The 25797-nt window shown below is 70.6% G+C and carries 28 protein-coding genes; 16 read left to right on the forward strand and 12 right to left on the reverse strand.

The window, feature by feature from the left end:
* Positions 1-67 precede the first annotated feature (67 nt).
* Positions 68-751: a RadC family protein gene (gene radC, locus ABLE43_RS00920; protein WP_348976584.1), complete on the forward strand. Its 684-nt coding sequence runs from the start codon at positions 68-70 to the stop codon at positions 749-751.
* Positions 748-1293 (forward strand): sugar O-acetyltransferase, encoded by a 546-nt coding sequence (locus ABLE43_RS00925; protein ID WP_348976585.1) that lies wholly within the window; start codon positions 748-750, stop codon positions 1291-1293. The genes radC and ABLE43_RS00925 overlap by 4 nt, the downstream gene beginning before the upstream one ends.
* A gap of 168 nt (positions 1294-1461) precedes the next feature.
* Here ABLE43_RS00925 and ABLE43_RS00930 read toward each other — a convergent pair whose 3' ends face one another.
* Positions 1462-1920 (reverse strand): EF-hand domain-containing protein, encoded by a 459-nt coding sequence (locus ABLE43_RS00930; protein ID WP_348976586.1) that lies wholly within the window; start codon positions 1918-1920, stop codon positions 1462-1464.
* Positions 1921-2128: 208 nt separating this feature from the next.
* On the opposite strand from ABLE43_RS00930, the gene purB reads away from it, so the two are divergent.
* The gene (gene purB / locus ABLE43_RS00935; protein ID WP_348976587.1) at positions 2129-3439 is read left to right on the forward strand and encodes an adenylosuccinate lyase; all 1311 of its coding nucleotides are present in this window, start codon (positions 2129-2131) and stop codon (positions 3437-3439) included.
* Positions 3440-3586: 147 nt separating this feature from the next.
* Here the strand turns inward: purB and ABLE43_RS00940 are convergent, their stop codons facing one another.
* The 7 genes from ABLE43_RS00940 to ABLE43_RS00970 form a co-directional block, all read right to left on the reverse strand.
* Complete coding sequence (locus ABLE43_RS00940) at positions 3587-5512, reverse strand: CocE/NonD family hydrolase (protein WP_348976588.1); 1926 nt, start codon at positions 5510-5512, stop codon at positions 3587-3589.
* Between the two features lie 155 nt (positions 5513-5667).
* Positions 5668-7635, reverse strand: a complete 1968-nt coding sequence (ftsH, locus tag ABLE43_RS00945; protein ID WP_348976589.1) for an ATP-dependent zinc metalloprotease FtsH — start codon at positions 7633-7635, stop codon at positions 5668-5670.
* 70 nt (positions 7636-7705) lie between these two features.
* Entirely contained in the window at positions 7706-8794 is a 1089-nt protein-coding gene (gene tilS, locus ABLE43_RS00950; protein WP_348976590.1) for a tRNA lysidine(34) synthetase TilS, read from the reverse strand.
* On the reverse strand, positions 8784-9755 hold the full coding sequence (locus ABLE43_RS00955) for a tetratricopeptide repeat protein (RefSeq protein ID WP_348976591.1): 972 nt from the start codon (positions 9753-9755) through the stop codon (positions 8784-8786). The genes tilS and ABLE43_RS00955 overlap by 11 nt, the downstream gene beginning before the upstream one ends.
* A gap of 68 nt (positions 9756-9823) precedes the next feature.
* Positions 9824-10642 (reverse strand): helix-turn-helix domain-containing protein, encoded by an 819-nt coding sequence (locus tag ABLE43_RS00960; protein WP_348976592.1) that lies wholly within the window; start codon positions 10640-10642, stop codon positions 9824-9826.
* A gap of 104 nt (positions 10643-10746) precedes the next feature.
* Positions 10747-13023, reverse strand: a complete 2277-nt coding sequence (gene ptsP / locus ABLE43_RS00965) for a phosphoenolpyruvate--protein phosphotransferase (protein ID WP_348976593.1) — start codon at positions 13021-13023, stop codon at positions 10747-10749.
* A gap of 53 nt (positions 13024-13076) precedes the next feature.
* Positions 13077-13637 carry a helix-turn-helix domain-containing protein gene (locus ABLE43_RS00970; protein WP_348976594.1) on the reverse strand — a complete coding sequence of 187 codons (561 nt, stop codon included), beginning with the start codon at positions 13635-13637 and terminating at the stop codon, positions 13077-13079.
* Positions 13638-13738: 101 nt separating this feature from the next.
* On the opposite strand from ABLE43_RS00970, the gene ABLE43_RS00975 reads away from it, so the two are divergent.
* The gene (locus tag ABLE43_RS00975; RefSeq protein ID WP_348976595.1) at positions 13739-14197 is read left to right on the forward strand and encodes a DUF6456 domain-containing protein; all 459 of its coding nucleotides are present in this window, start codon (positions 13739-13741) and stop codon (positions 14195-14197) included.
* On the opposite strand, the gene ABLE43_RS00980 is transcribed toward ABLE43_RS00975, so the two are convergent.
* The gene (locus ABLE43_RS00980) at positions 14151-16583 is read right to left on the reverse strand and encodes a DUF2339 domain-containing protein (RefSeq protein WP_348976596.1); all 2433 of its coding nucleotides are present in this window, start codon (positions 16581-16583) and stop codon (positions 14151-14153) included. The two genes, ABLE43_RS00975 and ABLE43_RS00980, sit on opposite strands and share 47 nt — an antisense overlap.
* Positions 16584-16703: 120 nt before the next feature.
* Between ABLE43_RS00980 and dapF the strand changes: the two genes are divergently transcribed.
* On the forward strand, positions 16704-17654 hold the full coding sequence (gene dapF, locus ABLE43_RS00985) for a diaminopimelate epimerase (protein WP_348976597.1): 951 nt from the start codon (positions 16704-16706) through the stop codon (positions 17652-17654).
* Between the two features lie 317 nt (positions 17655-17971).
* Here dapF and ABLE43_RS00990 read toward each other — a convergent pair whose 3' ends face one another.
* Positions 17972-18232, reverse strand: a complete 261-nt coding sequence (locus ABLE43_RS00990) for an RNA-binding protein (RefSeq protein WP_348976598.1) — start codon at positions 18230-18232, stop codon at positions 17972-17974.
* Positions 18229-18432 (reverse strand): hypothetical protein, encoded by a 204-nt coding sequence (locus ABLE43_RS00995; RefSeq protein ID WP_348976599.1) that lies wholly within the window; start codon positions 18430-18432, stop codon positions 18229-18231. Before ABLE43_RS00995 ends, ABLE43_RS00990 begins: the two co-directional genes overlap by 4 nt.
* A 238-nt stretch (positions 18433-18670) precedes the next feature.
* Here ABLE43_RS00995 and ABLE43_RS01000 point away from each other — a divergent pair, with 238 nt between their 5' ends.
* The 5 genes from ABLE43_RS01000 to ABLE43_RS01020 all read left to right on the forward strand — a co-directional run bounded on the left by ABLE43_RS01000 (position 18671) and on the right by ABLE43_RS01020 (position 22422).
* The gene (locus ABLE43_RS01000; protein ID WP_348976600.1) at positions 18671-19153 is read left to right on the forward strand and encodes a hypothetical protein; all 483 of its coding nucleotides are present in this window, start codon (positions 18671-18673) and stop codon (positions 19151-19153) included.
* A complete protein-coding gene (locus tag ABLE43_RS01005; RefSeq protein ID WP_425475218.1) occupies positions 19150-20457 on the forward strand; it encodes a DNA-packaging protein in 1308 nt (435 codons plus the stop codon). The genes ABLE43_RS01000 and ABLE43_RS01005 overlap by 4 nt, the downstream gene beginning before the upstream one ends.
* 30 nt (positions 20458-20487) lie before the next feature.
* Entirely contained in the window at positions 20488-20988 is a 501-nt protein-coding gene (locus ABLE43_RS01010; protein WP_348976601.1) for a hypothetical protein, read from the forward strand.
* Positions 20989-21043: 55 nt separating this feature from the next.
* Complete coding sequence (locus ABLE43_RS01015; protein ID WP_348976602.1) at positions 21044-21229, forward strand: hypothetical protein; 186 nt, start codon at positions 21044-21046, stop codon at positions 21227-21229.
* A gap of 74 nt (positions 21230-21303) precedes the next feature.
* Positions 21304-22422, forward strand: a complete 1119-nt coding sequence (locus ABLE43_RS01020; protein ID WP_348976603.1) for a phage portal protein — start codon at positions 21304-21306, stop codon at positions 22420-22422.
* A gap of 48 nt (positions 22423-22470) precedes the next feature.
* Here ABLE43_RS01020 and ABLE43_RS01025 read toward each other — a convergent pair whose 3' ends face one another.
* Positions 22471-22656: a hypothetical protein gene (locus ABLE43_RS01025; RefSeq protein ID WP_348976604.1), complete on the reverse strand. Its 186-nt coding sequence runs from the start codon at positions 22654-22656 to the stop codon at positions 22471-22473.
* Between the two features lie 40 nt (positions 22657-22696).
* Here ABLE43_RS01025 and ABLE43_RS01030 point away from each other — a divergent pair, with 40 nt between their 5' ends.
* The 6 genes from ABLE43_RS01030 (at position 22697) to gp17 (ending at position 25772) form a co-directional block, all read left to right on the forward strand.
* Positions 22697-23005 (forward strand): DUF6127 family protein, encoded by a 309-nt coding sequence (locus tag ABLE43_RS01030; protein ID WP_348976605.1) that lies wholly within the window; start codon positions 22697-22699, stop codon positions 23003-23005.
* Positions 22993-23370 carry an HK97 family phage prohead protease gene (locus ABLE43_RS01035; RefSeq protein WP_348976606.1) on the forward strand — a complete coding sequence of 126 codons (378 nt, stop codon included), beginning with the start codon at positions 22993-22995 and terminating at the stop codon, positions 23368-23370. The genes ABLE43_RS01030 and ABLE43_RS01035 overlap by 13 nt, the downstream gene beginning before the upstream one ends.
* Positions 23371-23502: 132 nt before the next feature.
* Positions 23503-24531: a phage major capsid protein gene (locus ABLE43_RS01040; protein ID WP_348976607.1), complete on the forward strand. Its 1029-nt coding sequence runs from the start codon at positions 23503-23505 to the stop codon at positions 24529-24531.
* Positions 24532-24694: 163 nt separating this feature from the next.
* Positions 24695-25198 carry a head-tail connector protein gene (locus tag ABLE43_RS01045; protein ID WP_348976608.1) on the forward strand — a complete coding sequence of 168 codons (504 nt, stop codon included), beginning with the start codon at positions 24695-24697 and terminating at the stop codon, positions 25196-25198.
* Positions 25186-25389: a hypothetical protein gene (locus ABLE43_RS01050; protein WP_348976609.1), complete on the forward strand. Its 204-nt coding sequence runs from the start codon at positions 25186-25188 to the stop codon at positions 25387-25389. The genes ABLE43_RS01045 and ABLE43_RS01050 overlap by 13 nt, the downstream gene beginning before the upstream one ends.
* A complete protein-coding gene (gene gp17, locus ABLE43_RS01055) occupies positions 25386-25772 on the forward strand; it encodes a tail completion protein gp17 (RefSeq protein WP_348976610.1) in 387 nt (128 codons plus the stop codon). The genes ABLE43_RS01050 and gp17 overlap by 4 nt, the downstream gene beginning before the upstream one ends.
* The last annotated feature ends 25 nt before the right edge of the window (positions 25773-25797 follow it).

A 25797-nucleotide genomic window follows, 5' to 3' on the forward strand; every position in this document is an offset into this window, starting at 1 on the left:
GGTTCCGCTATCGCAACGAAAACTTGTCCGCTCGCCTAAAGGACGGCAATCCGCTACCCCTTGCCACATGAACGCGCCCGAAACCGACGGCACCGGCCATCGCGCCCGATTGCGCGGGCGGTTGCTGGACCATGGCGGCGACGGGCTGCTCGACCATGAGCTGATCGAATATCTGCTGGCGCTGGCGATTCCCCGGCGCGACACCAAGCCGTTGGCCAAGATGCTGCTGCACGAATTCGGCGGGATCGGCGGGCTGCTCGCCGCCGAACCGCCCGCGCTGGCCAAGGTGGCGGGCATGGGCGAGGCATCGGTCGCGGCGATCCGCATCGTGCAGGCGGCGGCGACGCGGATGCTCCAGGCGCAGGTGATCGCGCGTCCGGTGCTGTCGAACTGGCAGGCGCTGCTCGACTATCTCCATGCCGACATGGCGCATCTGGCGATCGAGCGCATCCGGGTGCTGCACCTCAATTCGCGCAACCTGCTGATCCGCGACGAACTGGTGGCGGAGGGCACGATCGACGAGGCGCCGATCTATACCCGCGAGGTGATCCGCCGCGCGCTCGATCTGGGGTCGGCGGCGCTGATCCTCGTGCACAACCATCCGAGCGGCGACCACAGCCCCAGCCGTGCCGACATCGACCTGACCCGCACCATCGCCGCGGCGGGCAAGCCGCTCGGGATCACGGTGCACGACCACCTCATCATCGGTGCGAAGGGCCATACCAGCCTGCGCGCGAAGGGCATGATTTGACGACCGAAAAGCAGAAGATGATCGCGGGCGGACTGTACGACGCGAGCGACCCCGAGCTGGTCGGCGACATCGGTCGCGCGGGCGCGTGGATGGACCGGTACAATGCGACGCTGGCATGGGCTCCGGCGGACCGGCTGGCGCTGCTGCGCGAGGGGCTGGCGTCGGTCGGGCAGGGGGTCAACGTCCGCCCGCCGTTCCATATCGACTATGGCTACAATATCACGCTCGGCGACGCGGTGTTCATCAACTTCGGCTGCGTGATCCTCGACGTGTGCGCGGTGACGATCGGGGCGAAGACGCAGATCGGGCCGGGCGTGCAGATCCTCGCCGCCGACCATCCGCGCGATCCGGCGGTGCGCGCGCGGATGGTGGAGTTCGGGCGGCCGGTGACGATCGGCGCGAACGTGTGGATCGGCGGCGGCGCGATCCTGCTGCCCGGCGTCACGATCGGCGACGATGCGCTGATCGGCGCGGGCGCGGTGGTGACGCGCGACGTGCCGGCGGGGGCGACCGTGGTGGGGAATCCCGCGCGGGTGTTGTAGCAACGGCCACCCGTTCGTCCCGAGCGAAGTCGAGGGACGTGCCGTGGGCGGTACGCACGGTGTCTCGACTGCGCTCGACACGAACGGGCGGGGGCTGGAAGCCCACAAAGAAACCGCCGGGATCGCTCCCGGCGGCAGGTTCGACATCAACGGGGACTTGCGAAGTGATCAGGCGCTCTGGCTGAGGAAGCTGGTCAACTCGGCCTTGGACACCGCCTTCGACTTGTCCTTGTCGGCCTGGGCGAACGCCTGCTTGACCCATGCCTTCACCTCGGGCTTGTCGGCGGAGGCACCCGGTTCGCTCGCCGAACGCAGCGCGACCATCCATTCGCCGAACTGCGCCTCGGTCAGCTGGCCCTTGCCGTCCTTGTCGTACTTGGGAAACTCCGCCTCGACGATCTGCGCGATCTGGTCGCCGCTCGCGGGCTGACCCGCCTCGGCGGTGGTCTGTGCGGTCTGCGTCGCAGGGTCGGGCTGCGCAGTCGTCGCCGGATCGGCCGCAGTCGTCGGCGCACCCTGCGGTGCAGTCTGTGCCGTCGGGGCAGTCGTCTGCGCAGGGGCGGTCTGCTGCGCAAATGCAGTACCCGACATCAGCATGGCGCCAGCGAGAAAAGCGGTCTTCATCATCGAATTACTCCTTGCGGATTGGTTCGCATCTTCAACGCACCGTTCCGAAATGCTGTGGAACGTCTTTGCGATGACCCAACCGATCTAGTTCGTTTCGGTTTCGGTGAAACCCCCTTTCGTCACAATTCTGTCGCACGACAGGCTCGATTCACCCGCGACTTGTTGCTAGGGCGCGGCCAACCGTTCGACGCTTCGGAAAGGCCCATCGATGATCCCGCGCTACTCCCGCCCCGAAATGACCGCCCTGTGGCAACCGCAGGCGCGGTTCCGCATCTGGTTCGAGATCGAGGCGCACGCCACCGACGCGCTCGCCGAACTGGGCGTGGTGCCGAAGGAGGCCGCCGACAAGATCTGGGCGATGAACGACGCCGATTTCGATGTCGAGCGGATCGACGCGATCGAGGCGGAGACGAAGCACGACGTCATCGCCTTTCTGACGCATGTCTCGGAGCGTACCGGGCCGGAGGCGCGCTTCCTGCACCAGGGGATGACCAGCTCCGACGTGCTCGACACCTGTCTGGCGGTGCAGCTGGCGCGGGCGTCGGACATATTGCTCGCCGATCTCGACAAGCTGCTCGACGTGATCGAGCGCCGCGCGCGCGAGCACAGGCTGACCCCCACGATCGGGCGCAGCCACGGCATCCATGCCGAACCCGTCACCTTCGGGCTGAAGCTGGCGCAGGCCTATGCCGAGTTCGACCGGTGCCGCACGCGCCTGAAGAAAGCGCGCGCGGAAGTGGCGACCTGTGCGATCTCGGGCGCGGTCGGCACCTTCGCCAACATCGATCCGCGCGTCGAGGAACATGTCGCGCAGAAGATGGGCCTGACCGTCGAGCCGGTATCGACCCAGGTCATCCCGCGCGATCGCCATGCGATGTATTTCGCGACGCTGGGCGTGATCGCCGGATCGATCGAGCGGCTGGCGACCGAGATCCGCCACCTGCAGCGCACCGAGGTACTGGAGGCGGAGGAATATTTCTCGCCGGGGCAGAAGGGGTCGTCGGCGATGCCGCACAAGCGCAACCCGGTGCTGACCGAGAACCTGACCGGCCTTGCCCGCATGGTGCGCGGTTACGTGACCCCGGCGCTGGAGAATGTCGCGCTATGGCATGAGCGCGACATCTCGCACTCGTCGGTCGAGCGCTACATCGGGCCGGACGCCACGATCACCCTCGACTTCGCGCTCGCCCGGCTGACCGGGGTGGTCGACAAGCTGGTCGTCTATCCGGCGCGGATGGAGAAGAACCTCAACAAGATGGGCGGGCTCGTCCATTCGCAGCGGGTGCTGCTGGCGCTCACCCAGGCCGGGGTGAGCCGCGAGGATTCGTACCGCTGGGTCCAGCGCAACGCGATGAAGGTGTGGGAATCGGACGGCGAACTGTCGCTGCTCGAACTGCTCAAGGCCGATCCCGACGTGTCGGCGGCGCTGAGTGCCGGGGAGATCGAGGCGCGCTTCGACCTCGGCTATCACTACAAGCATGTCGACACGATCTTCGCGCGGGTGTTCGGACAGGCGTAAGGCGCGTGCCGCCGTGGCGCATCGGCCACGGCGGCACGCCCCCGGCTGATCCGTTCGTCCCGAGCGCAGTCGAGGGACGTGCCACGGGCGTTGCGCCCGGTGTCTCGACGATGCCCGACACGAACGGCTGCGTGGCAGCGGGCGCCGCTACTTCGCCGCCACCACCGGCAGCCATACGGCGCTCGGCGTATTGCCGCCGCGTTCGATCGTCACCGTCGCCTTCTTGTAGGCGTCCTTGGGTGCGGTGAAGATGTTGGGGACATAGGTCTGCGGGTTGCGGTCGTAGAGCGGGAACAGCGACGACTGCACCTGCACCATGATGCGGTGGCCCGGCTGGAACACATGGTTCACCGTCGGCAGGCGGAAGCGATAGCGCTGCGTCCTGTTCGCCGGGATCGGCGAGGGCTTGGAGAAGCTGTCGCGGTAACGCCCGCGGAAGATGTCGAGCGCGATGGGCAGCTGGTAGCCGCCCTTGGCCGGTTCGCCGGGCACCACATCGGGGTAGACGTCGATCACCTTCACCACGAAGTCGCCGTCGGTGCCGGTGGTCTTCGCAAACAGGTCGGCGATCGGCGCGCCCGATACCCGGACGGCTTCCGTCAGCACCGGCGTCTGATAGGTCATCACGTCGGTCCGCCCGTCGACATGGCGCTGGTCGCTGACCAGCCATGCCCGCCACCGGCCGTCGTCGAAATTGACCGGGCGCGACAGATGCGGCACCGGCTTGGCCGGATCGGAGACATAGCTGTCGCCCCCGGCCTGCGCCGCGGTGAAGCCGAGGCCGCCGTCCGCCCCCAGATAGATGGGCTTCAGCGGCGCGGCACAGCCCGTCTCGCACGCCAGCGGCCATTGCGGCAGCTCGTCCCAATGGTTCTCGCCGGTGTTGTAGATCAGCGCCTGCGGCGGGGTGAACGCCGGGCGACCATCGCGTAGGTACTGGTCGAAGAAGGGGAAGAGATAATTCTGCCGCCATTGCAGCGCGGTGTCGCCGTTGAACTTCAGGTCGCCCAGCGACGACCCGTCATAGTTCGCCCCGCTGTGCCGCCACGGCCCCATGACGAGGAAGTTGTTGCCGCCCTTGCCCTTGGCCTTCAGCGCCTCCCATGCGGTGATCGCGCCGTACATGTCCTCCTGGTCCCACAGCCCCTGTTCCCACATGGTGGGCACGTTGGAGGGATTGGCGGCGATCAGCTTGTCGAGCGCCTGCCCCTGCCAATAGGCGTCATAGGCGGGGTGCGCGACGAAGCGCTGCCAGAAGGGCAGTTGCGCATAGCCCGACGCCTTGGCCCAGTCGTTGGCCGAGCCGATGTTCCGGAACTGGTCGTAATCGTCATAGGTGGTCGACGGCGGCGCGGCGCCCGGCCCCTTGTACCCCGTCTGGCTGCCGATCCAGCCGATGTTCGCGAGGCGGAACGCGCCATAGTGGAACCAGTCGTCGCCCATCCAGCCGTCGATCATCGGGCTTTCGGGTGCGGCGACCTTCAGCGCCGGGTGCGGGTTCAGCAGCGCCATGACGACGGTGAACCCCTCGTACGACGATCCCAGCATGCCGACGCGGCCGTTGCTTTCGGGCAGGTTCGCCTTGTTCACCAGCCAGTCGATCGTGTCGTATGCATCGGTGACGTGATCGGTGCTGGTCGGGTTGAGGGGGCCGCGCACCGGGCGGGTGACGACATAGTCGCCCTCCGACCCGTACTTCCCGCGAATGTCCTGGAACACGCGGATATAGCCCGCGCGGGTGAACACCTCGTCGCCCTGCGGAAGTGCCGCGACATAGTCGGTGCTGTCGCTGCGCGCGACCCGGCCCGAGGCGTTGTAGGGGGTGCGGGTCAGCAGGATCGGCGCGTTCGCCGCGCCCTTGGGAATCATGATGACGGTGTGCAGCTTCACCCCGTCGCGCATCGGGATCATCACCTCGCGCTTGATGTAGTTGTACTTGTCGGTCGGCGGCACGAACTTCGCCGGAATGTCGCCGTTCCGTGGCCAGATGTCGGGGCCGGGCGCGGTCTGGGCGGTCAGCGCCGGAGCGGCGAGCGCGAGGGTGCAGGCGAGGAGGAGGGGGCGTAGACGCATCGGGACAGGCTCCACAGGGCGAGCGATGGGATGATGTCACATCGTCCGGCGCGGGTCGGTGCTTGTCAAGCGGGGCGTATGGATCGGCATGACACGAAAACGGCGCCGCACCCATGGGGTACGACGCCGCGTTCCGCGCCGGAAGTCGGCGAAGGTTACGCGCCCTGCGGCGTCGGCGACCCGAACGGCCCGCGCGGACGGCGGGTCTTGGGGATCGAGGTGCCGCCCGCCGACAACGGGGTGCTGGGCGTGTCGATGTCGCGCCCGATGTCCTCGCCCGCGATCAGCCGCTTGATCTCGTCGCCCGACAGCGTCTCATATTCGAGCAGCGCACCGGCGAGCAGGTGGAGCTGATCGACATGGTCGGTCAGCAGCTGGCGCGCGCGCGACAGGCCGCCCTCGACGATACGCTTGATCTCGCTGTCGATCAGCTCAGCGGTCTTGTTCGACATGCGTGCCGGGGCGGACGAGGAATAGCCGAGGAAGCTCTCGCCCTGCGGCTCGGCATATTCGACCGGGCCGACCGCGTCGGACATGCCCCAGCGCGTCACCATGTCGCGTGCCAGACCGGTCGCCTGCTGGATGTCGCCCGAGGCGCCCGAGGATACCTTGTCATAGCCGAAGATGATCTCCTCGGCCACGCGACCGCCCATTGCGACCGACAGGTTCGCGTACATCTTGTCGCGGTGATAGCTGTACGAATCCCGCTCCGGCAGGCGCATGACCATCCCGAGCGCGCGACCGCGCGGGATGATCGTCGCCTTGTGGATCGGGTCCGACGCGGGTTCGTGGAGCGACACGATGGCATGGCCCGCCTCGTGATAGGCGGTCATCCGCTTCTCGTCGTCGGTCATCACCATCGAGCGCCGCTCGGCACCCATCATCACCTTGTCCTTCGCTTCCTCGAACTCCTGGTTCGCGACGAGGCGCTTGCCCTTGCGCGCGGCGGTCAGCGCCGCTTCGTTGACGAGGTTGGCGAGGTCCGCGCCCGAGAAGCCCGGCGTGCCGCGCGCGATGACGCGGGCGTCGACGTCGGGGGCCAGCGGCACCTTCTTCATATGGACCTGGAGGATCTTGATCCGGCCCTCGATATCGGGGCGCGGCACCACGACCTGCCGGTCGAAGCGGCCCGGACGCAGCAGCGCGGGATCGAGCACGTCCGGCCGGTTGGTCGCGGCGACGATGATGATGCCCTCGTTCGCCTCGAACCCGTCCATCTCGACCAGCAGCTGGTTCAGCGTCTGCTCGCGCTCGTCATTGCCGTTGCCGAGCCCGGCGCCGCGGTGGCGACCGACCGCGTCGATCTCGTCGATGAAGACGATGCAGGGGGCCGACTTCTTCGCCTGCTCGAACATGTCACGTACGCGGCTGGCGCCGACGCCGACGAACATCTCGACGAAGTCCGAACCCGAGATGGTGAAGAACGGGACGCCCGCTTCCCCCGCGATCGCGCGGGCGAGCAACGTCTTGCCGGTGCCGGGCGAGCCGACCAGCAGCGCGCCCTTCGGGATCTTGCCGCCCAGACGCGCGAACTTGGTCGGGTCCTTCAGGAAGTCGACGATCTCGGTCAGCTCGGCACGCGCCTCGTCGATGCCCGCCACGTCGTCGAACGTGACCTTGCCTTCCTTCTGGGTCAGCATGCGGGCGCGCGACTTGCCGAAGCCCATCGCGCCGCCGCCGCCGCCGCCCTTCTGCATCTGGCGCAGCACGAAGAAGGCGACGCCGAGGAACAGCAGGAACGGCAGCGACTGGACGAGGATCGCCATCCAGATGCTCGGCGCCTCTTCGGCGCGGGCGTTCATCGTGACGTTCTTCGCGCGCAGCCGCTCGATCAGGTTGGGATCGTTCAGCGCGTTGGTGCGGAACTTCTCGTCATTGGTGTAGATGCCGGTGATCGTGTTCTGCGCGATGTTGACCTCGCGCACCGAACCCTCGTCCACCTTGTCGAGGAAGGTGGAATAGGGGACGACCTGCCCCTGCGTCGTGGTCGAGGGACCGTTGAACAGCGTGACGAACATGGCGAGCGATACGAGGATGCCGACCCAGATCAGCAGGCTCTTCATCCACGGGTTGCTGCCGCCGCCGCCGTTGTCGGGGCCGTTCTGCTTGTCGTTGTCGTTCATGCCGAAGTGTCACCTCTCAGTGTGACACAAGATAGGCGCATGGCGATCAATGGCAATGGAACAAAGCCGATCAGCGTGATCGACGCGGCGGGGCGGGGCGAAAGTGCCAGCGAGCGCCCTCGGCGCTGACCAATACGCCCGCCTGCGTGGCCTGGCCGCCGGCATCGAGGGCGTCGAGCAGCGATTCGACATTGGCCGAATCGGACCAGCCGCCCTCCAGCGGATGCGCCCGGCGGACCGCGCCGATCGCACGGCGGACGAGGCGGCGGCGCAGCTCGCGCGGCAGGTCGCTCATGTCGATGCGGTCGCCGGGCTGGCGGCGGGTGCGCCACAGCCAGTCGACCGTTTCGGTGAGCGCGGCATCGACCTCGCGGCAATGGGCGGCGGCGGCGGCGAGCGCCTGCGGGTCCAGATACCCCCGCGCCAGCAGCGTGCGGGCGGCGGTGCGATCGTGGCGGGGGTCGGTATTGGACGGGTCGTCGATGAAGGGCAGGGCGGCGGCGAGGGTGCGCAGTTCGGTGCGGCGCCACGTGAGCAGCGGGCGGACGACAGGGAGGGGGCAGGGCCGGTCGTACCCCCGCGAAGGCGGGGGGCCAGGGCGGATTACGCTGACGTTCGGTCTGCCGGAATCTGGACCCCCGCCTGCGCGGGGGTACGGTGGGGGCAGAGCCTGAGCCGTCCAGCGATCGGGGTCGAACGCCCAGCATGGCCGGATACCCGCCAGCCCCGCCGGTCCCGATCCGCGCGCGGCGCGCATGAGGAAGGTTTCGGCCTGATCGTCGGCATGATGGGCGGTGGCGAGTGCCCCCGCGCCCGCCGCCAGCGCCCAGTCGCCGAGCAGCGCGTAGCGGATATGACGCGCCTGTGCCTGGATGCTGGCCCCGGCGGGCGGCGTATCGGGCGCGAGCGTGGCGTGGGGGATGCCGTGGTCGCGGCACCAGCCGCCGACCATCGCGGCTTCGTCGGCGGACGCGGTGCGCAGCCGGTGATCGACGGTCGCCGCGATCACGCTTCCCGGAAAGGCGGCGGCGGCGAGCGCCAGCATCGCCATGGAGTCGGGGCCGCCCGATACCGCCAGCGCCAGCGGCCGGTCGGGGCCGGGTACCGCGACCAGCGCGGTCAGGTCGCGCGCGAAGCGTTCGACCGCGTCAGGCGGCACATCTGGCCGTGGTGCGGCCCTTTGCGATGTCCGCCTTCATCTGCGCCGAGATCCTGTCGCCATAGACATCGCTCAACTCGCCATAGACGTCGCAGGCTTCCTTGGTCTTCTTCAGCTTGATGAGCGCGTCGGCGAGGTAGAACAGGCTGTCGGGCGCGCGTTCGCCGTCGGGCATCTTCTTGTAATTGTCGTAGAAGGCGATCGAGGCGAGCGAGGGTTTGCCGTCGTCGAGATAGGAACGGCCGATCAGGTTCTGGGCATAGCTGGCACGGCGGTGCTGCGGGTATTTGTCGACCACCGGCTTCAGCGCGGCGATCGCTTCGGGATAGAGTTTCGCGCTCCACAGGCGGAAGCCGTAGAGATAGCCGTCCTCCGCCGCATCGCCCGAGGCGGGCTTCTCGATCGCGGCGATGCGCGCGGCGCGGGCGGGATCGGCGGCGGGCGTCGTCGCGGCGGGTGCCGGGCGCGGGCTGCCGAGGGTGCCGCCGCCGTTGCCCGGACCGCGCGTGGCGGGCGGCGGGGCGGTGCTGGTGTCGCCCGAGGCGGCGACGGCGCCGGGCGAGGCGGGGGTGACGCCGGCCCCGTTATTCTCCAGCGCGGTCAGCCGCTGGTCGGTCGCGCGGCGATAGGCGATGAACTGTTCTTCCAGCTGGCGCTGCTTGTACTGCGCCTGCTCGATCTGGTTGGTCAGCGTCTGCTGCTGCGATTCGAGGGCGCTCAGCCGCGCCTCCAGCGTGGCGATCGGGCCGCTGGCGGGCGTGCCAGGGATGTCGGTCGGCTGGGTCGGGGCGGTGATCTGCGGCTCGACCTGGTTGGGCGCGCCGCCGGGGAAGACCTTGCGCTGCACCGCGCGCATCTCGCGCTCCAGCTTGTTCACCCGCGCGTCGATCTGCGTCTGCTGCGCGGCGGCGGGCAGCGCGATGACAAGGGCCAGGAGCGGCAGGGCGGACAGACGACGCATGAGAACACCCCCCGGTGCAAGTGATTGGGCCATTGGCATAGGATGACGCCCCCCGCCTGTCACCAGCCTTAACCGGCCGGGGCCGGGGTGGGCGTCGCACCGCTGCCGCGCGCGCGGAGCGCATCGGCGCTGATGCCGGTGGTGATGGCGCGTTCGGCCGTGCCCAGGGGGGGGATGTTCGAGCCGTTGAGCGTGACGGTCAGCAGGTCGGGGCGGCCGGTGCGGATCTGCGGGTTCTTCGCGGTCATCGGCACGTCGAAGCGTTCGCCCGCCTTCAGTTCGCGATTGGCAAGGGTGCCGGTGTCGTCGAAGATGCGGACCCAGACCGGGCCGGTCGCGGTCAGCGTCACCTGTCCGCCGCTGCCCGCCGGGGCGCTTGCGGGGGCGGCGGGCGATGCGCCGGGCGTAGGGGTGGGCGGCAACATGCCGAGATCGGCGGCGACCGTCGCGGCGGGTGCCGTCACCGGTTCGTCGCGGCGGAACAGCGAGGTGCCGAAATAGACGCCGACGATCAGCAGCAGCACGATCGCCACCGCCGCGCCGATCGCGGTCACGCCCATCGAGGGGCCGCGCCGCACGTCGATCGGTTCGAGGTCCTGCAAGGGTTCGGGCCGCTGGTAGCTGGTGGCCAGTTCGGCGCGCAGCGCGCGGGCGACCTCGGTCTCGTCCACGCCGACCGCGCGGGCATAGGAACGCCCGAAGCCCATCGCGTACGTGACCGAAGGCAGCGCCTGGAACTTCCCGTCCTCGACCGCTTCGAGATGGCGCAGCGGAATGCGCGTGCGCTGCGCGACGTCGGACAGGGTCAGCCCCTGCGCCTCGCGCGCCTGCCGCAGCATCATGCCCGCCGTGCGCGGCGTACCCGTGCCGCTCTCGCCGTCCGTCATCGAAACTCCTTCCAACCCGGCATCGTCGCCCTGTCGATCCGTCACGCGGTTTCGGATAGGCGGCGGCGGGTGTCAACGCCGCAGCGCAGCGGACCGTCGCGCGGTCAGTTCAATTCGACACCCTGTTCGCGGCCCCATGCCTCCAGATCGGCGCGCAGCGACCGTGCGGGCCGGGCCAGCAGCGACTCGAGATGCGCGGTCGCCGCCGCGCGGTCGAGCGAGCGGATCATCGCCTTGACCGGGCCGACCGCGGCGGGCGTGATCGACAGGCGATCGATGCCGAGCGCGATCAGCGCCATGGCTTCCAGCGGACGCCCGCCCATCTCGCCGCACACCGCCACCGGCTTGCCCGCCGCCTGCGCCTCGCGCGTGACCCGGCGCAGGAAGCGCAGGATGGCAGGCGAGAGCCAGTCGTAGCGGACCGCGAGCCGGGGATCGGCGCGGTCGGCGGCGAAGAGGAACTGCGTCAGGTCGTTGGTGCCGATCGAGAGGAAGTCGAGGTTCGGCCACAGGAAATCGAGCACGTCGGCAAGTGCGGGCACCTCCAGCATCGCGCCGTAGCGGATGTCGGTCGGCGGCGTGCGGCCCCGTTCGCGCAGCCAGTCGCGCTGCGCCTCGAAGATGCCGCGCGCCTCCTCGAACTCCCAGGGTTCGGACACCATCGGGAACATGACGTTGAGCGTGCGGCCCGACGCCGCCTCGATCAGCGCGCGCGCCTGCGCCTTCATCAGGCCTTCGCGGGCGAGGGCGAGGCGCAGCGCGCGCCAGCCCATCGCCGGGTTTTCCTCGTCATGCCCCTCGGCATGGTCGAGATAGGGCAGCGCCTTGTCACCGCCGATGTCGACGGTGCGGAACACGACCGGGCGATCGCCCGCCACCTCCAGCACGTCGCGGTAGAGCCGCTGCTGGCGTTCGCGCTGCGGCAGGGTGGCGGAGACGAGAAACTGGAATTCGGTGCGGAACAGCCCGATGCCGTCCGCGCCGGTCAGGTCGAGCGCGGCCACATCGTCGCGCAGCCCGGCGTTGACCATCATCGTGATGCGGTGGCCGTCCTTCGTCACCGGCGGCTGGCCCTTCATCGCGGCGAAGGCGGCGCGGCGCTTCTGGGTCAGCGCCAGCTTCGCCTCGAACGCTTCCTCCATCGCCGGGGTCGGGCGGATGACCAGCAGGTCCTCGACCGAGTTGAGCAGCAGCCGGTCGCCTTCGGCGATGAGCCGCCGGATATCGCGCACGCGGCCGAGCACCGGCACCCCCATCGCGCGGGCGACGATCACGACATGGGCGGTGAGCGATCCCTCCTCCAGCACCACGCCCTTCAGGCGGCGGCGGTCGTATTCGAGCAGTTCGGCGGGGCCGAGGTTGCGCGCGAGCAGGATCGTGTCCTGCCGCAGGCCCATCTGCGCGGCGGTGCCGAGCTGGCCCGAGACGATGCGCAGCAGCCGGTTCGACAGATCCTCCAGATCGTGCATCCGGTCGGCGAGCAGCGGGTCCTTGATCTCGCGCATCCGCATCCGGGTGCGCTGCTGCACCCGCTCGATCGCGGCCTCGGCGGTCAGGCCGCTGTCGATCGCCTCGTTAATGCGCCGTGCCCAGCCTTCGTCATAGGCGAACATCTTGTAGGTCGCGAGCACCTCGTCATGCTCGCCGCCGACGCCGAATTCGGCCTGGTTCGACATGCGTTCGATCTGGTCGCGCATCTTGTCGAACGCGGCATAGACGCGGTGGCGCTCCGCCTCGGTATCCTCCGCCACGGTATGTTCGATGACGATGCGCGGCTGGTGGAAGACGGCGACGCCCGCCGCCATCCCTTCGACCAGCTTGAACCCGTCCACCCGCATCGCGCCGGTCGCCTGCGGGCGGATGGCGGTGCCGCCGGTGGCGTCGATCAGGTCGGCGTTGGCGATCAGTTCGGACAGCACCATCGCGACGGTCTGCAGCGCCTCGATCTCGACATCGGCATAGCGGCGCGGTTCGGCGTGCTGCACGGCGAGGACGCCGACCGCGCGTTCGCGGCGGATGATCGGGACGCCCGCGAAGCTGTGATATTCGTCCTCCCCCGTTTCGGGGCGATAGGCGAAGTCGGGATGGGTCGCCGCCTCCGCGAGGTTCAGCGTCTCGACATTGGCGACGATCGTGCCGACGAGGCCCTCGCCGGGCGCGAGCTTGGTGACGTGCACCGCTTCCTGCGCGAGGCCGACCGTCGCGAAGAGTTCGAGCAACCCCTCGCGCAGCAGGTAGATCGAGCAGACCTCGCTGTCCAGCGCGTCGGCGATGATGCGGACGACCGAGTTGAGTTTGGCCTGCGCCGGACTTCGCGACGCCATCACGTCGTGAAGGTTGGTCAGTATTTCGCGGGCGGAGGCGACGGCCGAGACGGGCATGATGCGTGGCTATCACGCCTGAACCGGGGCGTCACGACGCTTCCGCCGCCGAATCACAGCTTTCGCACCAGTTGTTCGGCGACCGCCAGCCATGGCGGCGGGGGCAGATGGGCGAGGCCCGCGCCGCCGATCGGCAGGAAGGTCAGGGCGTCGGGATCGATTCCGAGGAGCCGTCCGAAGCGGAAACTGCCCGCGGGGCCGGGGAGCAGCACGTCGCGGTTGCGCGCCGCCGCGAACTGGGCGGGGGCGAGGCGGCGGCACCACAGCGTGTCGCCCGCGCGATAGTCGCCGGTCGAGGTGTCGACGACGACCGCCACCAGATCGCCGTCGGGGCGCGGCGGCACGACGGTGGCGGCACGGCGCGGCGCGGCGATCCCGGCGGCGTCGAGGATCGCGGCGACGGCGATGTCGGCGCGGTCGGGCAGGCGGACGAGATCGGCGGCCTCCACCTCCAGCGCCAGTGCGATGCGGTTGAGCCAGCCGACCGAGACGGTGCGCGTCCCCGTCTCCAGCCGCCCGATCGTCTGGGCGGTGGTGGGTGGCACGCAGCGCAGCGCGACTTCCTCCAGCGTCAGCCGCTTGGCGCGGCGGACCTCGCGGATCGCGGTAATCATGGCGCGGCCTCTCCCCGGTATAACCTATCTGGCACTTCCGCTTTCCTACAGCCGTGCGTCCGTGGCAACCCCCCCGCGCGAGACCAAGCGGGAGAGCGGAGATGCGCGAACTGGTGGAACGGCGGCTGGACGGGGGCCGGGTGGTCGATGCGCCGGGCGGGCGGCGGGTGCAGGTGAACCTGCGCGAATCGCCGCTCGGCTGGCTGAAGGCGCGCGGGCTGGTCGACGCGCGGCAATATGACGCGGGAGAGCGGCTGCGCGAAACCTATGAAGCGACGATGCTGGGGCCGCGCGTGACAATGCGCTGGGACGCCGCGCCGCGCGGGGCGAAGGGCGGGGCGCCCGCCGATCCCTCGGGCGGGCAGCTGGCGGCGAAGGCGCGGTTCGACGCGGCGATCGCCGCGGTCGGGCCGGGGCTGTCGGATATCCTGTGGCGGACGGTGTGCGCGGGCGAGGGGCTGCCCGCCGCCGAAAAGGCGCTGGGCTGGCCCGCGCGGGCCGGGCGACTGGTGCTCACCCTCGCGCTGGATCGGCTGGCGGCGCACTATCGCCTGCCGTGACGAAGCGGCGATAGCCCCAGCCGATCGCGATGAGCGCAAGGCCGAGGCCGAGGAAGGAGAGGATGCGCCACACTCCGCCGAGCGCCGCCGCGTCGATCAGGAACACCTTGAGCGTGGCGAGGGTGAGCAGCGACAGGCCGAAGCGGCGCAGGTCGCGCGCGTCAAGGCGGGTGCCGCGCCACAGCCAGACGATGGCGAGCGCGAGCATCGCCGCCGAATAGCTCCAGTTCTCAGGGGTGCCGAGCGATCCGGTCAGCAGCGTGCCGTGCGCCCATTGCCGGAGGGTGGCGAGGACGGCGAGCAGGGTGAGCAGGGCGGCGACCAGGCTGCGGCGCGGCAGGCCGGGCAGCCGCCACGTCACGGCGGCGAACAGCACGAGGTGGAAGGTGGCGGCGTTGAGCAGCGGGAGCGGGCCGACCGCTTGCTCGACCCACAACGGGTTGAGGCCGAACAGGTCGAACCAGACCAGCCGGGCGAAGGCGAGCGCGACGAGCGCGCGGGCGATGGCGGGGCGGTGCCGCCACAGCGCCCAGCCCGCCAGCAACACAAGGTCGGTCAGCACCGCGCGTTCGGCAAAGCCCAGCGCCACGAATCGCGGCAGGGTGGCGATCGCCAGCACCTGCTTGAGCAGCACATAGCCGCCGAGGATCGCGAGCGTCGCGGCGATGGCCAGCGTCGCGCGGCGTGCGGGAGCGAACAGCCCGCCCCGCCATTCCGCGGCGGCGAGGATCGCGAGCGCGGGCAGCAGCAGGTGGCGGAGCGCGTCGCCCAGCGGGGGCAGGGCGTTGTAGGGCAGCGCCTCGAACAGCATCGCCTCCGCCAGCGCGCCGCCGAGGGGTTCCAGCGTCGGCAGGGCGAGGGCCAGCGCGACCGCTGCGGGGAGCAGTGCGAGGCGGGCGAGCGCAACGGGGTCGAGGCGGTGGGCGGCGGCGACCGCCGCCAGCGCGGCGAGCGGGGCGAGGGCGGCGAACGGCGGCGGCAGGAGCGTGCCCGGCACCAGCGCGATGCCGAGTGCGGCGGCGGCGATGCCGCCGACCAGCCCGATGTCGCCCTGCCCCTGCCGGTCCAGATGCCGCCGGGCGAGCGCGGCCCCGGCCAGTGCCAGCGCGAGGTCGATCGCTGCCCAGACGGCGGCGGCGAACTGGTCGGGGGCCAGCGCCTGTGCCGCGAGCAGCGGGCCGATGGTGCCGGTGAGCGCCACGACCGGCCAGCCGGTTGCCCGGCGCGAGAAGGCACCGCCTGCGCCGCCGAACAGCAGCAGCGCGACCGGCCAGGCGGTGGCGGTGGCGTTGTCGCCCTGCACGAGTCCGGCGGCCACCAGCAGCGTCACCAGCGCGGCGGCGGCGATCGCGCCGGGCAGCAGCCGCGCGTCGCGGTGCCCGAGGAACAGCGCGGCGGCGGACAGGGTGAGGTAGAAGCTCCACGCCAGCCGCGAGAAATCGAGCGCGGGGGCGAGCGCCAGCATCTGCACCAGCGCGACCAGCAGCGGCGCGAGGCGCAGCGCCGGGCGCGCCACCGACGTGCGGGGCAGCGCGAGCGTGCCGCCGACGCCCAGCGCGAGGACGAACGCGCCGACGCCGCCCAGCGTATCGGCGGGGAGCAGCGCGATCAGCAGTCCGCTCCAGCCGAAGGCGGCGGCGAGGGTGGTGAGCGCGAGCCACGCCCAGCCGCGCACGCTCGCCAGCGCGAGCAGCGCGGCGACGAACAGCGCGAGATAGGCGAGCAGCGGCGCGATCCCCGCCGCATCATAGCCCGCGACCAGCGGCGCGGCGAACCCGCCGACCAGTGCCATCACCGCGGTCGGCGGGCCATGCCGCAGCGCGAGGAACAGGCCGAGCGCGGTGACGGCCAGCATCAGCGCGAAGCCGGTCGGCGGGTTCACCAGATGATAGAGCGCGGCGGCGAGATAGAGGGTGGCATAGGCCGAGGCGATGCCCGCGCCCGCCAGCACCTGTCCCACGCGGCGGTCGTCGCGGGTGGCGGGCAGGCGGCGCGCGGCCTCGCTCGCCCCCAGCAGCGCGAGTGCGAAGGCGGCGGCGAGCAGCGTGCGGATCGCCGGGGTCAGCCACCCCGCCTCGATCGACAGGCGCACGAGGAAGATGCCCGCGACCACCAGCGCCAGCCCGCCGATCCAGATCGGCAGCCGCGCGCCGACCAGCTGCTCGAGATCGAGCTTCGGTCGGTCGGGCAGGCGGGCGGGCATCGGTGCCGCTTCCGGCGGTGACGTCGGTATCGGTTCGGGAACGGGTTCGGGTGGCGCTTCGGCCGGTGCGAACCGGGGAGCGGTCAGGTCCGCCAGCCGGGCTTCGAGCGCCTGCACCCGCCGCGCGACGCGGAACAGCGCGATCCCCATCGCGATCACCAGCAGGAAGAGCAGCGCGGTCACCGTCGCGCTTGTGCCATAGCCGGGCGCGCGGTGTCGCCTATATTTGACCGGGTGCCTTTCCCAGACGGGCCGCGGCACGATATGGCGCGGCGGCGTCGCCTTCGGCACGGGATTTCAATAATGCAGTTCGTATTTAAAAAGGTACATGGGAGCGGCAACGACTTCCCCCTCGTCGATGCGCGGGGGCTGGTGCTGGACGATGCGCAATGGGCGCGGGTGGCGCGGGCGATGGCGGACCGGGCGGGCGACATCGGCGGCGACGGGCTCTTGCTGCTGACCCATTCGGATGAAGCCAATATCTTCGGCATGCGGATGTTCAATCCCGACGGGTCGGAGGCGGAGACGTGCCTGAACGGGCTGCGCTGCACCGCGCGGCTGGGGTTCGAGGTGACGGGCACGCGGGCCGGGCAGGTGCGGCTGAAGACCAGCACGGCGCAGGCGCGGGTCGTGGCGGAGATCGCGCCGGGCGTCGCCACGATCGAGACGCGGGTCGGGCCGGTGTCGCTCGGCCCCGGGGACGTGGGGCTGACCGTCGGCGATGCGCCCTATGTCGATGCGGTCATCCCCGGCCTGCCGAGCGGGCGGCGCTTCACCGCCGTGGCGATGCCGAACCCGCATCTGGTCGCGTTCGTCGACGCGGTGGACGACGACGAGCTGGTCGCGCTGGGCGACTGGTGCGAGGGCGGGCCGGCGCTGATCCCGGCGCGGGCCAATGTCAGCTTCGTCGAGCTGCGCGAGGTGGGGCATGCGCCCGCGCTGTTCGTGCGGACCTATGAGCGCGGCGTCGGGCTGACCAACAGCTGCGGCAGCGCGATGGCGGCATCGACCCATGCCGCCGCGCGGACGGCGCGGATCGGCTGGGGGGTCAGCACCCGCGTCTTCAATCGCGGCGGCATGGTGCGGGCGCAGGCCGATGCCGACGGCGTGGTGACGATCGCGGGCAATGCGACCGTGCTGTGGGACGGCACGGTCGAGCTGGACCCGGACACCGGCGCGATGGGCGCGGTGACGATCACCGCGCGGCACGACGACGAGATCGCCGCGTGGGACGCGATGCTGGCGGGGCTGTAGAGCGTGTTCAGGCTGGGTAGAGGCATCGTGACGGAGCCGATCTTGGTTCAGGGCAAGCAGCGAGGAGCGGAGCGATGCTATGGCATCGTGACCGACGAGCGACGCCGCGCTGGGCCAAGATCGGCCTGTCGCTTCGCGGTTGCCCTGTCGCGCCCGCCGGCTGCGTCGGGGTGCCCCGCAAAGTATTACTTTGCGGGGGCCCGGCCGCGCGCCTTGCAGGTAGCGCCGCTACCTGCTGCACCACGCTCCTTGCCGGACGAACACGACAGGGCAATCACGATGCCTCTACCAGCCTGAACACGCTCTGGTCGCCCCGGTCAGTCGCGCGGGAGCGTCAGCGCCGCCTCGCACGCCGCCAGCCCTTCCGGGCTGGCGATGGCGAGGTCGAGCGGGCGGCCGCCGAGATCGTCGTCATGGCCGTTGAGGAACGCCATCGCCCGGTCGCGGTCGCCGAAATGGCGGAAAGCCCCGGTCGCGATGCGGCCCTGGCGGTCGGCCTGTTCGGGGGTGAGGCGTACGCTCTGGAACTTGCGGGTGAACTGCATCGAGCGCGGGCGCGGCGCGGGGGCGTCGCTCATGCGAGCACCATCGCGCCCGACGCGCCGAGCAGGTCGCGCAATTCGCTGATTCGCCGCGCATAGCACGCCGCCAGCGCACGTTGCGCGGCGGCCAGTTCGGGCAGGGGGGCATGGTCGGCGCGCATCCGCGCGACCTGGTGATCGTGTAGCAAGGCGTTGAGGTCCATGCGGCGACGCTCCGGCAGCGTAAGCGGAAGCACGAGGCGTCTCCCGGTCACAGGCGCCTACGGGACCATTGCCTGTGATGGGTCCAAGATGGGGTTGCGGCATGCGTTTCGCAAGGGCAACGATCGAGCGAACCAAATGGGAACAATCCGCTTGACAGCGCGACGCTGTTGTGGCACAAAACAGGAACGATGAGGAATTGCGGGTCGGGGCCGGGCGCGGGGGCGCTTTCCGGCCCCGACGCGCGTCTGGGGGGTGGAGATGGCGGGGGATATGAAAATCGTCGTGGCGCGGAACCGGCCGCTCCAGCGTCGGATCAAGACGCATGGCTGGACCGAGGCGCGGCGCAAGGCAATGCTGGAGGAGCTGGCCGCAAGCTGCAATGTCGAGGCATCGTGCCGGGCGATCGGCATGAGCAAGGGCAGCTTCTACAAGTTGCGGGCGCGCGACGCGGACTATTCCGAGCAATGCCGCCAGGCGATGCTGGCCGGGTATGAGCGGCTGGAAACCGAGCTGCTGCGCAAGGCGATCGCCACGGTCGAGGACGAACCGGGCGACGATGCGCCGGGCGGGGTGCTGGTCGGGCAGATGACCGTGGAGCAGGCGATGCGTCTGCTGGAACGGTTCCAGTACAATCGCAACAAGGACGCCACGCCCCGGCGTCAGGGCTGGTCCCGCGCCACGCAGGCGGAAACCGATGCGATGCTGGCGCAGCAGATCAAGGCGCTGAAGAAGCGGCACGAGAACAAGGCGTGAGCGCGCTCGATCCGGTAGTCGCCGATCTGATCGGCCTGTCCGACGCGGAGATCGACCGCGTGCTGTTGAACATCAAGCCCAGTCGCCGTCGGGAACTGGCGATGCGATGGGCATTGTGGGCGCATGAAGGGCAGACGGTGGCCGACAATGACTGGACGGTGTGGCTGATCCAGGCGGGGCGGGGCTTCGGCAAGACGCGGGCCGGTGCGGAATGGGTGTGCGCCCGCGCGGCGGAGAACGGCGACCTGCGGATCGCGCTGGTGGGTGCGACGCGGCATGATGTCGAGCGGGTGATGGTGCGCGGTACCAGCGGCCTGCTGGCGGTAGGGCGGCGCTATGACAATGTGCGCTGGCATGCGACGCGCGGCGTGGTGGCGTTCGGATCGGGGGCGGAAGCGCATGTCTATGCCGCCGAGACGCCTGATGCCCTGCGTGGGCCCGAGCATCATATCGCATGGTGCGACGAACTGGCGAAATGGCGGCGGGCGGATGCCACCTGGGACAATCTGCTGCTCGGCCTGCGCAAGGGCGACCATCCGCAGGTGCTGGTGACGACGACGCCGCGCGCGATCCCGCTGCTGCGTCGTATCCGCGCCACCAAGGGCGTGCGGATCACCACCGGGCGGACGCAGGACAATGTGCATCTGCCCGAGCGCTATGTCGCGCAGATCGAGGCGAGCTATGCGGGCACGCGGCTGGGGCGCCAGGAGATGGACGGCGAGCTGATCGAGGAGGTCGCGGGGGCGCTGTGGTCGCGCGACCTGATCGAGCGGCAGCGCTGCGAGACCCCGCCCGCCTTCGCGCGGATCGTGATCGGGGTCGATCCGCCTGCCGGGATCGGCGGCGATGCCTGCGGGATCGTCGCGGTGGCGCTGGGCGAGGACGCGCGCGCCTATGTGATCGAGGATGCGAGCGTGGTCGGCGCCTCGCCCGAAGGCTGGGCGCGGGCGGTCGCGGCCTGCGCCGCGCGCCACGGCGCGGACCGGGTGGTGGCGGAGGCGAACCAGGGCGGGGCGATGGTGGAAAGCGTGCTGCGCGCCGCCGACGCCGTGCTGCCGCTGCGCCTCGTCCATGCCTCGCGCGGCAAGGCGGCGCGGGCCGAGCCGGTGGCGCTGCTGTATCAGGGCGGACGGGCGTTCCACGCCGGGCGCTTTCCCGCGCTGGAGGACGAGCTGTGCGGGCTGATCGGCGGCGGTGGCTATGAGGGGCCGGGCCGCTCGCCCGACCGGGCGGACGCGCTGGTATGGGCGATGAGCGAGGTGATGCTGGGGGCACGGGGGCAGGCGAGCGTGCGGGTGTTGTGAGGGGCGTTGCATCGGTCGCGACGTCACGACATGACGAAGGTCATGTATGTATCGCTTCTCGAGCCGGGCCGAGGCGTTTCGGTCAACGTGTTGCGGAGCGACGACGAGTTCATCGTGCAGGTACCGATAGGCTTCGACGACGCAGCCCGTCGCGTCTACTCGCTGTTCGTGGCCATGGCGCCGCTGATGGGTTGTGCCGATATACCGGGGTACGAACTGACCTTCGAGGTGGTCGATGCGTCGATCGACAAGACGGACGTTATCGCCCATTACGACGGCACGGCGACGCGAAAGTTCCTTGCCGACCCGGAGGATCGCGCCCGGGTCCGCAACCTGCTGCTCCGCGCGACGGAGCTGTTGATTGACGAGGCGCAGCCCAATCAAGTACAGATGATGACGCACTCAGCACATCTGCCGCCGAAGGCATTGGTGAAGTTTGGCGAACTATGTGCCCTTTTTGGCAGCAAGGGCTTCATTGCCGGTAAAGCCGACTCGTACCATGGTCGTCATATCTGGATGATGACCCGATGACGAAACCAGGGCTTCCCCCGATCGTTCGAGGGGAAGCTGCAAGTGAGAAGAAGATATGAAACCGCCCCTGACCCGCGAACAGCAGATCGACCTGATGCTCGGTGCCGAAGAACGGCACAAGGCGCGGTTCGCGGCGTGGATGCAGGTGCGTGAAATCCGCGAACTCGTCTGCCGTCCCGCGCCGGGGCAGAGCGACAGTGCGGGATATGCGCATGGCGAGCGCCGGATCGCCTGTTGCTGACGATCCGCACGACATAGCGACCCTTTGACAAGGCCCCGCCATCCGCGGGGCCTTTTTCGTTTCGGGAGACAGGCATGAGATGGTTCGGACGCAAATCCGGGCGCGACGGGTCGCGTCCGGCGCTGGCGCGTGGGGGCGCGGTGGTGTGGCGCGAGGGGGGCGGGGCGTGCGGCGGCTGGGCGCAGGATTATGTCGGGCAGCTGCGGGCGGCCTATCTCGACAATCCGGTGGCGCAGCGGGCGGTCAAGACCGTGGCGGAAGGTGTGGCCGGTGCGCCGCTGTCCGGCGTGGAAGGCGCGGTGCGGCTGGTGCAGGCGCGCTCCGCCGGGCAGGAACTGCTGGAGACGGTGGCGGCGCATCTGCTGCTGCACGGCAATGCCTATGTCCAGCTGATCGAGGACGGGGCGGGCGGCATCGGCGAACTCTATGCGCTGCGCCCCGAGCGGGTGACGATCGAGGCGGACGCCAACGGCTGGCCGCTCGCCTATCGCTACCGGGTGGGGGAGCGGGTGACGGCGATCCCCGCCGAGACGGCGAACGGGCGGCCGCAGCTGGTGCATGTCCGCGCATTCCATCCGGGCGACGATCATTACGGGCTGGGGTGCCTCGGCGCGGCGGCGGGCGCGGTGGCGGTGCACAATGCCGCCGCGAAGTGGAACAAGGCGCTGCTCGACAATGCGGCGCGGCCGTCGGGGGCGCTGGTCTATGATCCGGGCGACGGGGCGGCGCTGTCGGGCGATCAGTTCGCCAAGCTGCGCGCGGAGATCGACGCGGCGTTCGCGGGGGCGGGCAATGCCGGGCGACCGATGCTGCTCGACGGCGGCCTCAAGTGGCAGGCGATGAGCCTGTCCCCCGCGGACATGGATTTCGCCGGGCTGAAGGCGCAGGCGGCGCGCGAGATCGCGCTGGCGTTCGGGGTGCCGCCGATGCTGCTCGGGCTGCCGGGTGATACCGGCTATGCCAATTACCGCGAGGCGAACCGCGCGCTGTGGCGGCAGACGATCGTGCCGATGGGCAACCGCATCCTCGGCGCGCTGGCGCAGGGGCTGGGGCCCTGGATCGGCGAGGCGGACATGGCGATCGACCTGAACCGGGTGACCGCGCTTGCCGAGGAGCGCGAGCGGCTGTGGCGGCACGTGGCGGCGGCGGCGTTCCTCAGCGATGCCGAGAAGCGGGCGATGCTGGGGGTGTAGCGACGCATTGCGGCGCGGCACCGGCCCACTCCCCCACCCGGCCACCCATCAAGGATACGCTGTGGGTGGCCGGGTGGGGGAGTGGGCCGGTGCCGCCGCACAAGCGAGCGTCGATCGGTCGAACGCCATGCCGCGTTCGGCGCAGCGATCCGCCTTCAGGATCGGCAGCGCGAACAGGAAGGCGAGGAGCGCCGCCACGAAGGCGGCGGCGACGATGCGCAGGCGGGATCGCATGGGCGCTGCGACTATCCGAGGGGGCTGAGGGAGACAAGCGATGGGCGAGGACATGCTGCTCGCGCGGTTGATGGAGCAGGCGGCGGACGAGGGCGCCGACCTCCAGACGCTGCGCGCGATCGCGGAGGCGGCGGGCGAACTGGCGGCGGGGCGGGCGATGGCCCGGATCGGGCTGTCGGATGCGGGCGCGGAGGGCGATGTGAAGGAACTGCGCGAGCTGCTGGCGGCGTGGCGCGATGCCAAGAAGTCGGCGGTGCGCGCGGTGCTGGGCTGGGTGATGCGGATGCTGCTGGCGCTGGTGCTGGTGGGGATCGCGGTCAGGACGGGGTGGGGCGAATGGGCGCGGTGAGCTTTGCGGGCTATGCCGCGATCTTCCACCATGCCGACCGCGGCGGCGACGTGGTGCTGCCCGGTGCGCTGGCCGCGGCGGGTGCGGTGCCGTTGCTGTGGCAGCATCGCGGGCGGGCGATCGGAACGGTCGAGGCGCTGGACGAGGATGCGCGGGGCCTGAGGGTCACGGGGCGGATCGCGGATGCGCGGGCGGCGGAACTGGTGCGGTCGGGCGCGCTGACCGGGCTGTCGTTCGGCTACCGTGCGCGCCGCGTGCGGCAGGGGGCGCGGCGGGTGATCGTCGCGGCGGACCTCCTCGAGATCAGCCTCGTCGCGCAGCCGATGCAGCCCTGGGCGCGGATCGATGCCGTCGCCGACGGATAGAGTCCCGGTTCGATCCGCTCACGCGGATGCGGTGCCAGCCCTGATCCGGCACTCCCGGATCAGCGAGCAACATCAACATCCACTTTTTCCAAGGGGGCCGGTCGGTCCCCTTTTTTCATGGGGAACGGACATATGACGAGCGATACGCTGGCGGTGCGGTTTTCGGGGGTGGCGCCGGGCAACCGGCCGCTGCTGGGACAGGCGGCGGGCGACGGCGGCTTCGGCGGCTTCGTGCGGCAGGGGACGGTGATCGAGACCAAGGCGGTGAGCGGCGCGACCGATGCGAGCGGCGGCACCGCCGTCCCGCGCGAGATCGATGCGATGATCGCATCGACGCTGAAGGCCGCCAGCCCGATCCGGTCGATCGCGCAGGTGGTGCAGGTGGGGAGCGCGGGATACCGCAAGCTCGTGACCAACGGCGGCACGCCCGCAGGCTGGGCGAGCGAGACGGCGCCGCGCCCCGAGACGGCGACGCCGACCTTCAACGAAATCGCGCCGCCGATGGGCGAGCTGTACGCCAATCCGGCGGCGAGCCAGGCGATGCTCGACGATGCCGCCTTCGATGTCGAGGGGTGGCTGGCAGGCGAGATCGCGACCGAGTTCGCCCGTGCCGAGGGGCAGGCGTTCGTCAGCGGCAACGGCATCGGGCGGCCCAAGGGGTTCCTGAGCTATGCCGCCACCAGTGCGGGCGATGCCACGCGGCCGTTCGGGACGCTCCAGTACCTGCCGAGCGGGGCGGCGGGCGATTTCGGCAGCGAGCCGGAGAACCGGCTGATCGACCTGGTGCACAGCCTGCGTCGTCCGTACCGGCAGGGCGCGGCATGGGTGATGAACGCGCAGACCGCCGCGCGCATCCGCAAGTTCAAGACGGCGGACGGCGCGTTCCTGTGGGTGCCGGGGCTGATCGCAGGGCAGCCCGACACGCTGCTCGGCTATCCGGTGGTGGAAGCCGAGGACATGCCCGACGTGGCGGCGGGCAACCATGCCATCGCCTTCGGCAATTTCCAGGCGGGGTACCTGATCGCCGAGCGGTCGGAGACGCAGGTGCTGCGCGATCCCTACTCGAACAAGCCGTTCGTGCATTTCTATGCCACGCGGCGCGTCGGCGGGGCGGTGATGAACAGCGAGGCGATCAAGCTGCTCAAGATCGCGGCGGCGTAGCGTCGTGATCCGCTGACGCGGATGCGGCACCGGCCCACACCCCCACCCGACCACCCACAGCATATCGTCGATGGCTGGTCGGGTGGGGGTGTGGGTCGGCACCGCGCCGGATCGGATACCGGGGCGGGCGACCCCCGCCCCTTTTCAATCGGGGGAGATGGACATGGCGGCAGCGCCCTTTCCGGCGGCGGTGGTCGCCGAGGCGTGCGCGGAGGTGCGCGCGCGGTTGCGCATGGTGGGAACGGGGGAGGATGCGCTGGTCGCGCGGGCGGTGCAGGGCGCGCTGGGACTGGCGGAGGCCTATACGCGCCAAGCGCTGGTCGTGCGCGAGCATGTGGCGGTGATGACGGCGGCCAGCGAATGGCGGGCGCTGCCGGTGGTGCCGGTGCGATCGATCGCGGGCGGGGCAGCGGTGGCGGCGATCGACATCGACGGCGACGGCACCGGATGGGTGCGGATGGCGACCAGCGGCGAGGTGCGCTTCGCGGCGGGGCTGGCGGAAGGGTGGGGCGACCTGCCGCCCGCCGTCGCGCAAGGCGTGGTGCTGCTGGCGGCGCATCTGTTCGAGACGCGCGGCGGCGAGGGCGTGCCCCCGGCGGCGGTGGGCGCGCTGTGGCGGCCGTGGCGGCGGATGCGGATCGGGAGCGCGCGGCGATGCGGCGGCTGATCGCGCGGGGGCAGGCGATCGGCGCGGCGCGTGCCGAGGCGGTGCGGGACCGGGTGGCGGCGGCGGCACGGGGCGTGCCGGGCGTATCGGCCAGCGTCGCGGGCGAGCGCGTGGTGCTGGCGGGGCGCGGACTGGTGCGGCGGACGCTGACCGATCCGGCGCTGGCCGACATGGCGGAGTGGGGCCGATGATCGCGGGCGAGGCGTTGCAGGCGATGCTGGTCGCCGAGCTGGCGGCGGCACTGGACGGGGTGGCGGTGTTCGACGCGCCGCCGGTGCGCGGCGCGCGGCCCCATGCGCTGATCGACATGCCGGTGCTGACCGACTGGGGCACCAAGGATGCCGCCGGGCGCGAGGGGCGGGTGGTGGTGCAGCTGTTCGACAGTGGCGAGCGTCCGGTGCGGCTGCGTGGGCTCGCGGCGGCGGCGGAGGCGGCGGTGCTGGCCGCGCCGGGCGCGGTGGCGGGGTGGCGGATCGTGTCGCTGGTGTTCCTGCGCAGCCGGTTGCTGCGCGAGGGCGACGGGCGGTGGATGGCGGGGATCGAGTTCCGGGTGCGGATGCTGGCGGTGGGGTGAGGGGGCGGGCGGCAGGCGGCCCGGA

It is taken from the genome of Sphingomonas silueang (genome assembly GCF_040049155.1).
GTDB lineage: Bacteria > Pseudomonadota > Alphaproteobacteria > Sphingomonadales > Sphingomonadaceae > Sphingomonas > Sphingomonas silueang.